This window comes from Parendozoicomonas sp. 2304DJ65-17, assembly GCF_058148445.1.
In genome coordinates this window covers 374,404-387,218 of sequence record NZ_JBYVJV010000004.1, presented here as the reverse complement: position 1 = coordinate 387,218, position 12,815 = coordinate 374,404, and the positions used below count along the sequence as shown (strand labels likewise).

Here is a 12,815-nt window from a genome sequence, read left to right as displayed (position 1 = left end):
CCCGTTCGTCTAGTGGCCTAGGACACTGCCCTTTCACGGCAGTAACAGGGGTTCGAGTCCCCTACGGGATGCCATATATAAAAAAAGCCGATGCTTATGCATCGGCTTTTTTTATGCCTGAAATTCTGATCCGTGCCGGTAAACACTGTACTGCTCCGAATTATCGTAATAGCCAATACAGGGATGTTAATTCTGCCTGGTTCCGTCCGATTACTGGATAGCAATGCAGGAGGTGCTGCATTCAGGCTTGAGGCTATGAGATGTTGAAGTTAATAGGTTTTTTAGGTTCCTTTTTAAGTGTGGTAGGTGGCTTTTACCTGGGTAATGGTGTTTTAGCCACGCTTTGGCAACCTGCCTATATCCTGATTGTTATTGGCGGCTCCCTTGGCTCCTTCTTTGGATCAACACCACCAGACGTACTTGTCCTGACTCGTTCTTATCTTGGCAAAGCTCTGCTGGGCAAACGTCGGGGTAGAGAAGATTACGAACAGTTACTGGTACTTCTTCACGACCTGTTTCAGGTGATCCGTAGAAAAGGGCGTCAGGCTCTGGAGGAGCATATTGAAACTCCTGCCAACAGCGATTTGTTTAAGCGTTCCGGTTTTCTGGATAGCCCCCGCCTAGTCACATACATCTGCGATAACCTGCGGATGACCAACCTTGGACAAATCTCTGCGAAAGAGCTTGAAGCACTGCTGGATTCAGAGCTGGATGCTTTTGAAGCAGAACAGATGCAGAGTGTTAATGCGTTAAAACGTGCGGCAGATGCCGCCCCTGGTTTTGGTATCGTGGCCTCGGTACTGGGTGTAATCATCGCTATGAGTTCAATGGATGGCCCTATCACTGTTCTGGGTATGGCTGTTGCCGGTTCCATGGTGGGCACCATGTTGGGTATGTTCTCCTGCTATGGCGTTTTGATGCCGATGATCAACCTTGTCTCCCATGCTATTAAAGACGAGGTGATGCTGTTTGAATGTGTGAAAGCCGCGCTGGTTGCCAACTGTGGCGGACGTCACCCGATTGTTTCCGCCGATGCTGGTCGCCGAGTTCTTTTCTCTGGTTTACAACCTAGCTTTGTTGAGCTTGAGAGGAAGCTGCAGAGGGCGACGGCATGAGTCGTAAATCCAAACAGCAACCTGAGGAAGCTGCTGGCTGGAAAGGTGCCTTCGCTGATTTCTGCATGTCTATGATGACACTGTTTATGGTGCTCTGGATTGTTGCTATTGCTGATCAAGAGCAACGTGAAGATCTGTCACTTTACTTCAGTGATCCGGGGATCTTTGACACAATCAATTCCCGCTACGTAATTGAACAAATCACGGATGGTCTGGTGGTGAGGCTGGAAAACAGCAGCGGAAAGACCATTGTTGATCGTCCTGATCCAATCACTAATGAAATTCGCGGCGGTGATCCTTACGAGCTTCAGCTGATGCAGCTGAGTGATAGTCATGATAATGTGAATGTTAAAAAGATCCCCGGCGGATTGCTAATTGAGCTGGTAGAAACAGAAGACCAGCCTATGTTCCTGCGCAGTGAATACCAGTTAACACCGTTTTTTGAAGATTTGCTGCTGGAGCTGGCGCCTAAGCTGGTTAAGTCTGGTGGGGAGCTGGCTATTATTGGGCATACGGATTCAACGCCTTATACCGGCCGTGGATCATTCGAAAACAACTGGTCCTTGTCTTATGCGCGAGCCAACAGTGTCCGTGAATTGATGGATTTTGTTGGCATGCCCAAAAAGAATATTGTGCAGGTTTCGGGTATGGCAGACAGCCAGCCTCTTGATCAAAAACATCCTCGCAGCGCTATAAATCGCAGGGTTGAACTGGTACTGATCGATAAGGCAAACAAAGCGAATAATCGTACGCCTGAAGCGGATAACAATATCTTCACTGTTATGGATGGTGCTCGCCATCTGGCTCGTAAAAACCAAATCTAAATGAACAGCTGAAGGTGAGGCGTAACAATGGCGTCTCACCTGATGAGTATTGTGTACGGTCAATTAGTGCCAACGAAAGGTGCTTTTTTCACCCAGGTTTCTGACTCAATATTATCCAGCATGAAATCGGCGAGTTGTTCTGCATCAACCTGGAAGCCGGCAGTTCTGGAATCATCTGCGGTTAATTGGCCTTTTGCATTTCTCTTGATTAGCGGTGGCCTGATGCTGGTCCACTTCAGGTTTGACCCCATCAGCACTGCCAGCTCTTTTTCTTTTGAAGGAATAACAACCGGAGCAACGAGAGGTACCAGCGCTCTGACAAGTTTTCTGTTGAAGGAAATAGGTTCTCCTGCGTAACTTGTCCCGGCGCTGGCCAGGTTTATAAACCTTTCTACACCTTCGTCAGTCATGATCTGCACGACGTTCTTTAATGCATTTCCATAGTCTTCAGGTTTGTATGGGCTTTTTCTACCGGGAGGTGCGCCAATTGTAGAAAGAACCGTATCACAACCAGAAATGGCTTTTCGAAGAGGTATTTTGTCGAAATAATCGCCTGTAATAATTTCAATATTTGTGCTGATAACTCCCAGTTTTTCAGGGGTTCTAACGAGCGCCTTTACCTGTAAACCTCTGTCGACTGCTTTTTGGGTTAATATTTTTCCAACAAAGCCAGAGGCTCCCAGAATAACTATTTTCATTGCTATAAATTACTGCCAGAGAAAATGTTTGACCTGAATTCAGGCTCATAACTGCTTACTTAGTCGCAGACGAGTTATCTATATCATGGCTGAAAGCTTTCTTGCTATTTCGGCTTTGCCAGTACCCCGCTAGCACAGCTCCAATCATATTCTGGGTTACACTGAATATCGCGCCGGGCAGGGCAGCCAGTGCGGTGAAATGTTTAATGGCTAGAGCTACGGAAAGGCCGGAATTCTGGGTTCCCACTTCAATAGCAATGGTTTTGCACTGGGTGTTGTTTAAGCCAGCCAGCTTTGAAAACCCATAGCCGCACATTAATCCCAGGCTGTTGTGAATCAAAACTGCAGATAAAACAGAAAGCCCCAGGTTTTTTAGACTGCTCTCATTCAGCGCCACCACGATTGTAATGGTGAAAACAATAGCAAGAGTTGAAAGAGTGGGAAGATAGGTATGGATTCGTTTCACTGAATCATGCCAAAGGGTATTTGCAGTTACTCCCAGGGCAACGGGTAAAAGAACAATCTGGGCAATGCTGAACAACATAGCCAGCCGGTCAACCTCAATCACATCCTGAAGATAAAACCCTGTCAACCAGGGCATCAGGAAAATGGCCAGCAGCGTTGAAGTCAGGGTCATGCTGATAGACAGGGCAATATTTCCCCCGGCCAAGTAAGTTAAAACATTGGAGGCAGTGCCTCCGGGCGCTGTACCTACCAGAATCATGCCGGTCATAAGGGCTGCAGAAAGTCCCCACCAATTACTGATCCCATAAGCCAGTAAAGGCATCACCAGAAACTGCAGAGATATGCCAATTACCAGTGGTAGAGGGCTACGGAATTCCCGGATGAAATCGGAAGGCTTCAGGGTAAGCCCCATCAGAAGCATGATAAGGGACAGTAAAGGAACGATAAGCGATTTTCCCTGGCTAATCTCAGGAGCAAACAAATAGCCGGCAATGCCGCCAAGCAGCGCCAGTATTGGCATGAAGGCAGAAATCCTAGACATTTTTTATCTCGTTATCAGTTAGTACTGGTGTATATTGCCCAGAGTGGAGTATTTTACTCCTCTCCCTGCAGGGGAGGTTTTTATTTACAACAGGTTTTCCGTATATATGCAGTCAGCAACCCAACCAGAAAGCAAGGATGGCCAGTCACCTGAGGTGAAAACAACCTCTGATGAGGTGAATAGTCTTCTGGCTGACCTGAACAGCAGAAACAGCAAGGATGTTATGGGCCATGAAGCACTGAGAGTGTTACGCCTGCTCTGGCCTGCGGTTTTCCGTGTGTCTTCTCCCCGCCCTCTCAAGGTCGGCATTGATAAGGATATAGCCGCGACTGGCCAGGTTCCACAACCTCTGATTAAAATTGGCTTACGTTGCTATACGCGCCTTGATCAGTACCTGGAAAGCACCCGGGATGGCCGGGCGCGCATTGGTCTTGACGGCAAGCCCCATGGCAAAGTACGGCTGGAAGAGGCTGTGAATGCCGATATGATGCTCTATGACCGTTTCTGCAAGAAGAATCCCCCCAGAGCCTTTGTTGGTCAGCTGCGGGTAGTGACTGAGCAGGAAAAAGTCGAAACGGCTAACTGATTTCTCTCCGGCAGCCTGTTCAGGGCTGCCAGTCTTCCTGCCATTATGGTTAGTCGCCATACACAAAGCATGACGAATAGCTGTCTGATAATACCTGTTGAAAACTCTGGGAAATCGGTCAGACATGGAACGGCAGGTTCGGACACCTTCATCTCAAGCTGGTGCACAGCAGCAATTTGCACCGTATCAACCTCCTCAATCAGATGGAGAGCATGATCCCCGGCCGCCAAGTGTTGGCAGGGATGACAGCCCTGTTCGTGGATCCCCAGTGCTCAAACGCTCGCTAGTCAGTGTTGCACCAAACCCTGCTTATCGCTCATCGAGCAGTACTAGCCCAGATTCCAGCGCCAGTGCAGGCAGTTATCTCGCAGAAGATGAATTTGTGAACCAGCTGGAAACTTATTTTGAGTCGGTTCTGGAAGTTATTGCTCTTTCGCCATCTTCGGAAGAAACAGCTGAAGGTGCTGTAAGACAGGTTTCAGGATTTCTGGATACTTCGAGGGCATTCCTTCTTTCCCGAGGCTGTTCAGAGGAAGATTTTCTCAAGGTCTGCGGGTGGTATGCCCGGTTGGGGGAGGCTGTTCCTTCCAAAATGAAGGGAATCAGAGGAGGGCGGCTGGCAGCAATAAAGCAGTTTTGCTCTGGTATGGGCATGTTGCATTCCGATCGTGATGCTGCAAAAGAAGAGCTGGAATCTGCTACCTCTTTGGGGGAGGCGAACGCCTCTTTCTGGCTTGCACTTATGAATGCAAATACAAATGTGGTGCAGGCTGCAGTTGATATGAAGGATGCTCTGAATGGAGGGATTCCTGAGGCAAAAAAATGGCTTGGGACTTTATTGGCACTTGAGGCTGAGTGGTGGCGGGAACAGGTTGTCCAACAAAAAACCATCGTGAGAGAACAAACTGTTGATGGGCAAAGGTATCAAATTACTTCAAAAACGCCTTATCTCTCTGCTGAACATCGCAAAGAGTACGAACGAAAAGTATTGGAGGCGGCAGAGCACGGAGAGTGCTGCCTGCTGAGCCATTTGGCCGACAGCTATATTGATGGAGCGCTGAAGTTTGATAAAGATCTCAATAAAGCAGCGCTGTTGGTCTCTCAGGGAGTGATGCAGGAATGCCCCGTAGCTTGTGTCTGTCAGGCTCAACTTCTGGGTGGTTTCCGTCACTCTGACTTCTGGCGACATTATCATTCTGATCCCTGTACTGCTAGAGACCTGCTGCAACAGGCTGTGTTGTGGAGAACTGTAAAGGGAGTAAAGCATTCTCTTTCATGTGCAGAGAGAAAGCTCATTGGCCCTGACTTTGAGTGGCCATATGACAAGCTTCTGAAAGCCTACTTTGAAAAAGCCAGCAAAAGAGAAAACTCTTTACAGGCCATTCTTATGAAAGCCTTTGAACTGGGGTGCGCTGGCCAGCAACTGAAAGGACTGCAGGAACTGGAAGAGTACGGCGATGCAGAACCCTTGTTCTGGCGCGCGGCTGCTTACGGCTGTGAGGGTTTTGGTTATTCCGAAGTTGATGCCCGAACGATGGCTCTTCTCAGCTGTAACAGAGGCGGATGTGCAGCATTTACTCTTTTGGCACAGTTATGGGCTGATGATAAAAATAATGCAGCCGGGCATGCTCTGGCGGGGTATCGCTATCATCTGGCTGATCATTTTTCTCAGGATAATAAGCCGCTGTCTTCCAATTTTCGGGCGAAAACGTTTTATCACGTACAAATGGGGCAACTGCATGAAGCTATGGAAGCGGCAGGCAAAGCGCTCAAGCATAAAGGGTATCACGATCCGGAAGATTTCTTTGTTTACCAGGTTCTGGTGAAGTTGATCTATGGTCGGGAGCAATGCCCGTTTCCCGATGATCCCATTCCAGGTTGTTACCGTGATGCTATTCAGAGATGGCGCCAACAGGTTCAGGCAAAAGCAACCGGTAAAAAGAAAACGGCCAAATATCAATCACTGCTAACCAGTGAGGCCAAACTTCTGTGTAGTATTACTCAGGATATACAAGTTGAACTGCCGGGCTGTGCTTTCGATACACCCAGAAGCAGCTATCGTGCTTTGGATCTTGCCTGTGAAGGTTATTTTACTGAGCTTTCGGAGAGTCAACAGGAACAGTTACTTGAAAAACTGTGTGAGCTGGAAGATCAGGAGTGCTTCCTGCTTCGCCTGGATGCTGGTGTGGATAATGTTGTCGGTGTTTTGCAGAAGCATTTTGATGTTGAAGATGATGATCACAGATTGCAGTGCAAGAGGTTGGCAGCCTTACTCTCCGGTTCACTAAAACTCTATGCAGTCTATATCGAAGAGTTAGCCCAACAGAAGGAATACCAGGCTGCACTGACTGTTATTGTCAAAGCCAGAAATGAATGTGTAATTGTAGGGGCTGTGGGCGGTTTGGAGCTGGGGGTTAGTCCTCAGGACAATCCTACCGTTGCCATGATTCAGCAGTTTGATGTCATGGAAGAACAGGTCAGGGCGCTGTCGAAGAAGAATAAAGAAAACCCGCTGGCTGTTGATGCTTCGGCACGTGTAGATGAACAGCTATTGGCGCTTACGGATAAATTGAAGGTAACGACTGAGTCGGAAGACTCTGTCAGCGAAAAAATCTTATTTACCTTAAGACCATTACTGCCAGCAGTATTTCATGACTGGGGGTACAGCCCCCGTCCGGAGACAGGTGATAGACAAAAAGATGCTTGTCGGGAACGGGTGAAAACCTATTTCTATCTGTTAGGGGTCGCGGCTCATAACCTGGGTGCCAATGGAGAAGCTGCAGAATATTTTGGTCTTGCTCTGGCTCATGGTTACAGAGGAAAAGATCGTTTGGTTTATGTCTATGGTGCTGTTTCCACACCTCTTGTAGGTCCCAGAGTTGTTACGGAGCCTGATGATGAGGCCTGTCGACAATGGATGGTTGATAGCAGATGGCAAACCATTTCCGAAGTTATGGCACCGATGGGTGGGGATAACTTTGATCCGGGTGAGTGTCGGCGCCTTCAGGGAGTGGCTGGCGAAATGGCAAGACTGGGTTGCTGTGACGGCTATGCAGAAATCTGTGGAAACCTCACCAGAATGGTATATGTCGGCCTGAATGATGAAGATCATTTAAAGTCGGCCAGTTATGATCTTGAGCGCACTAAGAACATTGCTCTTGCGACCCGTGCTCCAGGCATTGCTATTCCGATGATGCAACATTTTGTGGCTACCCGTTGCAGTTGGATTTTAACAAACCCACGCCAGCTGATGCATGCCCTTAAGTGTTTGCCGCCATTGCTTCCCAAACCAGAGGGGATTCGTGCTTGTCTGACAAGTGACACAGATTTGTTTTGGCTGGTAACCACGGAAAGGGAAACTAGTTTTCAGCAGGCTATTGGAGATATCGAAAGCCGTCAGGATGAAGATCATCTGCCGTTTTTACATGCCGTAAAGGTGGCGTTTAAAAATGATCCTGCCTACGTGCGGACCGTAAAGCAGCTAACGAATCTAGAGCAGGGGAGTAGAATTCTTGCGGAATTCATCGGGCGCCTGGCTGCAGGTGCTCCTAAGAATGTCATTTTTCAACTGTTAAAGCTTGTCAAAACTCTCCCCGGCAATGATTCGGCTGCAGCCCAATTGCTCTATGCACAATTAATCGTTTATGGAGACTGTTCAGCGGATATAGATGGCTTTGAACTGATGGGTGCTTTGAATTATGCCTCCGCGGGAAATTTTGCCTGTGCCTGGACATGTAAGGGAATTCTGGCTTTGCGGGAAGGTTGTGAAGAAAAGGCGAGAGCGTGTTTTAACTCTGCAGGTACGAAGTATGTCAAAAAAATGCAGGTGCAGGCTCCAGACCCCGAAGGTTTGTATATGTCTGGGCTGCTGTATTTCAAATGTGGGGATTACAAACTGGCTTGCCAGCAGTTAACACAAGCTTTCAGATTGAATTATTTGCCGGCGATGTGCACTTTGCGACAGCTGTCGGTCAATGGGCCGAAAGAATTTCGTGGCGCAATGGTAGACCTCACACAGGACTGGCTCGATCACTGCCCACAGGCACGTTTAGTACAGGATATTGAAGTTCTCGAAACACTTGGTGCTCCAGTCTTTGAGGATATGTTGGAAAGGATGTGTAGCTATGCAGATAGCACAGATCCACAGGTTATTTTTTACCTTATTGAAGCTGTTCATCGTTTTCCCAAACTTCAGGAAAAAATCTCTCTAGCAAAACTTGTTGACTCTCTTCATCTATACCTGGAAAAAGGTCATGCCCATCTATTGGTGGTACATCCCCACCGAAATACTGTGGTAGAGGTTATTGAAAGAGCTGCCAGAGAAAGTGGAAAGGATTACTCGAAGCTGTTGGAGTTTCTGACCCTGGTGGATAATCCTCCTGAAGAGAGTATTGAAGAAAACCTTTCACCAGAGAAAATATCGGAAGAGGCATCACCACAGGATACTCCGCAAAGTTCCCCGGCTACTGGTAAGAAAAGTAAGAGAAGGAGGAAAAAAGGCAAAGGCGGCAAAGATAGCGCGACTCAAAAGAGCGCTGAACCACCTTCTTTGGCGGCTACTGTTGAAACGAAAGGGTTGGCTTCGTCTTCTGCTTCATCTCTCTCTCAGAGTTCGGAAAAGAGTGAGGCTACTGTTGTATTACCTCCTTCTGAAGTGGAAGTAAAAAGCACAATTGAAACGCTGCCTCTGGCTGAACTGGTGGAAAGCTTGGATGAACTTGCACCAGGTACTAGTCATGAAGATATTTTGCGGGAGTTAAGTCGACGTTACACCAACCGCCTGATTCCCGGCGCAGAATTGCTCTCGGTGTGTTGCAAGGCAATGGAATTCAATCGTAAAGCTGGCCACAGGGAGCAGACGCTGGGCTGGTTAAAAAGGGCTTACAAGAAAAAAGTAAGTGAAGGTCTTTTGCTGATGTTGCATAGGGAAATGGCTGAAGTCCCTCCGAGAGTAGATTGGGTTCTTGATCTTTGCCAGAGCATGGATTTTGGCAGCATTAAACTCCCTTTGCAGTGGCGGCAGGCTGAGCTTTTGCAGCTTCTCAGGGGACTCGCACTTTATAAGTCAGATAAAAGCGTGCAGCGGTTGTATAAGCATCTGCTGGCGGGTTGTCATAAGGTCATGAAGTCAGCTCCCCAGGCAGTCACACTGCCAGAACTGTGTACCCTTCTTAAGCTTGATCGTTCTGAAGAGGCTTCCCAGGTGGCGGCTGAGATTTGCTGTCAGTGTGCTCATATCCTAAGAGATGATGAGCTTCGCAGTACCTTGCTTAGGCAGGCTATTTCCCAAGGATTGCCGGAGGTTGCTATTAATTTGTGTGATGCCGTGAGGGGTTTTGATCTTGAGCAGGCATTGCAGACTCTTGGCGCAATAAGGGGTAAAAGCGCTCAGACCGGACGCTGGTGGGAGCTGTATCGTCAGTGTCTGCTGGAGAGTGATAGGCAACGCTCCCTGGAACAGGTTTACGCTGAGGTGAATGGAAATGTTCAGCACTACCTCAATCAATTTAAACAAGTCAGAGTGTTGAATAAGCAGCTTAAGCAAGAACTGTCGCTTGTACGAGCTCGTTTAGATGTACTGGATGAGCAAAAGGCTGAAGGGGTAGAGGAACTGCGCTCTCAGCTTCAGCAATATGAAGATGTTGTGGCTATTCGTTGTTTGCTGGATAAAACGGGCAACCGCGAACTCAATGAAGAGAAGAAGAAAAAATTAAGAAATATACCTGCTGAACAAAAAGCGTTGTTTTCAGAAGAGGATCTGAAAAAGATTGCCCGTGCATCTATGACCCATGTCGAATGGAAAAAACATTTGGCTATGGAAGAACAGAAAGAGTTACAGCGCGTAGTTATTGATGAGATAGAGAGCGCTGCTGCTGAACACACCCTCCGGGGTAAAGCACAGCCCCAACTGTTGAAGTGGCGACAGGCACTAAGAGGTAAAGCGGCTCTACAGCCGTTTGCAATGCCATACGACGCTTTCGAGGTAAGCAGGCAGACTGTTGAGTTGCTGCTATGGTCCTCTGCAAAATCGCCAGGCAGACACAAAACGGCAACTCTTTTGGAGAAAATTCACGTCAATGCATGCGGCGCAATTTTAGTCGAAAGGCTTCCGGTTGTTGTAGCCGACTTGTGCCGGTCGTGGATTGAAAACATGAAAGCTGTTCATGAACAGGGTGAATTGAAATCTCAGAAGAAGAGACTGGTAGAACAAACTATTGAGCTTTGGTGCAGCTGTGGCCTGAGTCAGGAAGAAGCCAGTGATCTGCGTGTGAAGCTGATCGGTAGTGAAGAGGGTTCGGAGAAACTTGAAGAGCAAAATGATCCAGAAAGTCTTTCTGCAAGTCATTCGATAAGCTCTAATTTAGAAGAACCGGTTAGTCATGTTGATTCGATGGTTTCAACCTCCAGTTCGGTTGAAGGGGTCACTACAGGTAACGGCGATGAAGAGCTAAACACTGTTGCAAAACAAATTGTTGCGAATGCGATTTCAAGTGCTCAAGAGATAGTGGCAGCAAGTGTAGAAACCCATGAGAGTAAAAAGGTTGAACAGAAAAGGCCTGTATCTCTCGGGCTTCATTTACAACAAACTAAGACTCCCTTGTATCGATTGGAGCGGGCGCTGGCGGTTCCCATGGAACGATTCAGCCCAGATGTATGTGAGGGGTTACTGGCAGGAGTGGGGGCTGATCCTGTGGTGAGTCGGTTTAAATACTCCTTGTTGAGTATGCAGGTGTATTACAAGTGCATGCGCTATTACCATCATCGAAGGAATCCGGTTCAGGTTTGCAATTTTTATTATGCTCTTGGATGCGCATTAGGTGGGGATTTTGGACGTTTATCCTTGAGATCTAGAGATGCAATCATTGATGTTCTGGATGCTGCGTATGAGCATGTTGTATTCCAGGAAGCTATGGATTCACCTGCAGGCAAAAGATTACTAGTTGCATGTAACCAGCAGCGATTATGGAATCACCTGTATCGCTTCGAACAGATGGTTGAATTGATTGAAGCTGAAGGGTGCAGCGCAGAGCTTTATAAGGATGCAACAGAGGCGATTCAATATATAGAAAGTACCATATTGCAGGCAGGGTCTGTGCTGGCTTTGCAGAATCGCTTTCAGGCATTGCATGACCGGGTTATCCCATATCTCCTTGAGTTCGTTCAGCAAGAGCGTTTGAGAGTAAGGGAAGCTTCTCGGCAGAAGAAAGAACACACGTACAATGTGCTGGAGAAACTGGTTAATGAAGACTACAGGCTATCGTTGGAATCACCTGTGGAATTTGCGGCCAAACTACCTGAAATCAGAAAAGTAGTCGCTCAGGTTGGATCCTTTGAATCCGATCCTCTCTCTGTTTCTTCTTATGAGTTATTTGTCGACCTTTTAGAATTGGCTTTATACCAGAGCCCTGGATACATGGAAGAAAACGGCGGGGCAGAAGGGCTTGAAGCCGTGCGAAATCGTTGTATAGCCACTATGGAAAAACTGAAAGGTTTATCAGATATCCCTGGGGTGGTTAGGATATCGTCACAGTTTGATGCCTCAATTCGGGAGCTTAAGAAATATACTCAGGATAGAGCTGAACTTGAATTCAGTAAGGTTATAAAGGATGTTCATGTGCAACCATCTATGATTCTGGCAGAAGACACTTCGAAACATTTTGTACACTTGGTACCACCCAAAGGCATGTACTGGGATAGGCAGACAACGTTGGGTGGTAAACCTGTTGTTTAGAGTTTCAAGTAAAAGGGCTTCAATAGCCTTATAAACTCCTCAGTGTATCCTTCGCTTCCATGGATACATATTTCATTCTTAGTGGTTACTTTTCCTTGATGACTAAAACTAAGAATCTGGCGGGAAACTTCCTTATTTAACGTTGGGCGAACTGACAGGTTGTTGGAAAGAAACAAACCAGCTTTCCAACAGGCACTAATAAAGCGCTCCTGTTCAGACGTTGGCAATAGAACGTGAAATAAACCATCAGCATGTAAAAGAGTTTTGGTGCTGGCGGCCAGTTCTTCAAAACTTAAAGAATCATTGTGCCGGGCCTGATGCCTTAATGAGCAGCCTGAGGCTGTATGGGCGGTAAAAAATGGCGGGTTGCAGATAATTCGATCATAGCGTTTTTGCAGGTTCTCCCGCGCAAAACACTGAATAGATTGTGGAAAGATAGCTATGCGATCTTTCCAGGGGCTTTGTTCCACATTGTTTTGAGCCTGCTCTGCGGTATCTCGATCAAGTTCAACAGCATCGATCTGTGCATCTGAGCGTTGTGCTGCCATTAGTGCCAGCAAGCCTGTACCTGTTCCGATATCGAGTATCTTTTGACTTTCATCAAGATCAACTACAGCGCCAAACAAACATGCATCGGTAGAGACCTTCATGGCACAGTTTTGCTGATAAACAGAAAATTGTTTGAAGTGGAAATGTTGGTTTCTGGCCATAGGTATTAAAAAATTGCGTTAAATTAACAAAAATGAAAATTGGATAGGACCAATTTTTGTTCGGGTTCTAAATACCTGTCGCAGATCAATAAATGGGCACTTTATGGGGCGTAAGGTAGTACTCAATACGATTTCAGTGTCACA

The 12,815-nt window shown here is 47.1% G+C and carries 8 protein-coding genes; 5 read left to right on the top strand and 3 right to left on the bottom strand.

Going from position 1 to position 12,815, the window contains the following annotated elements; translation table 11 throughout:
• The 3 genes from ACY2RR_RS13660 to ACY2RR_RS13650 all read left to right on the top strand — a co-directional run.
• On the top strand, positions 1-221 hold a 221-nt coding region (locus tag ACY2RR_RS13660; protein WP_490108709.1), incomplete at its 5' end, for a hypothetical protein.
• A 39-nt stretch (positions 222-260) separates the two neighbouring features.
• Positions 261-1,115 carry a motility-associated protein gene (locus ACY2RR_RS13655; RefSeq protein ID WP_490108708.1) on the top strand — a complete coding sequence of 285 codons (855 nt, stop codon included), beginning with the start codon at positions 261-263 and terminating at the stop codon, positions 1,113-1,115.
• Complete coding sequence (locus ACY2RR_RS13650; RefSeq protein WP_490108707.1) at positions 1,112-1,939, top strand: flagellar motor protein MotB; 828 nt, start codon at positions 1,112-1,114, stop codon at positions 1,937-1,939. Before ACY2RR_RS13655 ends, ACY2RR_RS13650 begins: the two co-directional genes overlap by 4 nt.
• Positions 1,940-1,998: 59 nt before the next feature.
• Here ACY2RR_RS13650 and ACY2RR_RS13645 read toward each other — a convergent pair whose 3' ends face one another.
• Together ACY2RR_RS13645 and ACY2RR_RS13640 are read right to left on the bottom strand one after the other, a co-directional pair.
• A complete protein-coding gene (locus tag ACY2RR_RS13645; RefSeq protein ID WP_490108706.1) occupies positions 1,999-2,637 on the bottom strand; it encodes an NAD(P)-dependent oxidoreductase in 639 nt (212 codons plus the stop codon).
• Positions 2,638-2,692: 55 nt separating this feature from the next.
• Complete coding sequence (locus ACY2RR_RS13640; RefSeq protein ID WP_490108705.1) at positions 2,693-3,622, bottom strand: bile acid:sodium symporter family protein; 930 nt, start codon at positions 3,620-3,622, stop codon at positions 2,693-2,695.
• Positions 3,623-3,749: 127 nt separating this feature from the next.
• Here ACY2RR_RS13640 and ACY2RR_RS13635 point away from each other — a divergent pair, with 127 nt between their 5' ends.
• Entirely contained in the window at positions 3,750-4,229 is a 480-nt protein-coding gene (locus tag ACY2RR_RS13635) for a ProQ/FINO family protein (RefSeq protein WP_490108704.1), read from the top strand.
• Between the two features lie 124 nt (positions 4,230-4,353).
• The gene (locus tag ACY2RR_RS13630) at positions 4,354-11,961 is read left to right on the top strand and encodes a hypothetical protein (protein ID WP_490108703.1); all 7,608 of its coding nucleotides are present in this window, start codon (positions 4,354-4,356) and stop codon (positions 11,959-11,961) included.
• On the opposite strand, the gene ACY2RR_RS13625 is transcribed toward ACY2RR_RS13630, so the two are convergent.
• Positions 11,958-12,671 (bottom strand): tRNA1(Val) (adenine(37)-N6)-methyltransferase, encoded by a 714-nt coding sequence (locus tag ACY2RR_RS13625; protein ID WP_490108702.1) that lies wholly within the window; start codon positions 12,669-12,671, stop codon positions 11,958-11,960. The two genes, ACY2RR_RS13630 and ACY2RR_RS13625, sit on opposite strands and share 4 nt — an antisense overlap.
• Positions 12,672-12,815 lie beyond the last annotated feature (144 nt).

Coding starts and splice junctions, on each gene's coding strand:
- ACY2RR_RS13640 (WP_490108705.1), bottom strand. CDS start 3,622: ATGCCAATACTGGCGCTGCTTGGCGGCATTGCCGGCTATTTGTTTGCT.
- ACY2RR_RS13635 (WP_490108704.1), top strand. CDS start 3,750: ATGCAGTCAGCAACCCAACCAGAAAGCAAGGATGGCCAGTCACCTGAG.
- ACY2RR_RS13630 (WP_490108703.1), top strand. CDS start 4,354: ATGGAACGGCAGGTTCGGACACCTTCATCTCAAGCTGGTGCACAGCAG.
- ACY2RR_RS13655 (WP_490108708.1), top strand. CDS start 261: ATGTTGAAGTTAATAGGTTTTTTAGGTTCCTTTTTAAGTGTGGTAGGT.
- ACY2RR_RS13625 (WP_490108702.1), bottom strand. CDS start 12,671: ATGGCCAGAAACCAACATTTCCACTTCAAACAATTTTCTGTTTATCAG.
- ACY2RR_RS13650 (WP_490108707.1), top strand. CDS start 1,112: ATGAGTCGTAAATCCAAACAGCAACCTGAGGAAGCTGCTGGCTGGAAA.
- ACY2RR_RS13645 (WP_490108706.1), bottom strand. CDS start 2,637: ATGAAAATAGTTATTCTGGGAGCCTCTGGCTTTGTTGGAAAAATATTA.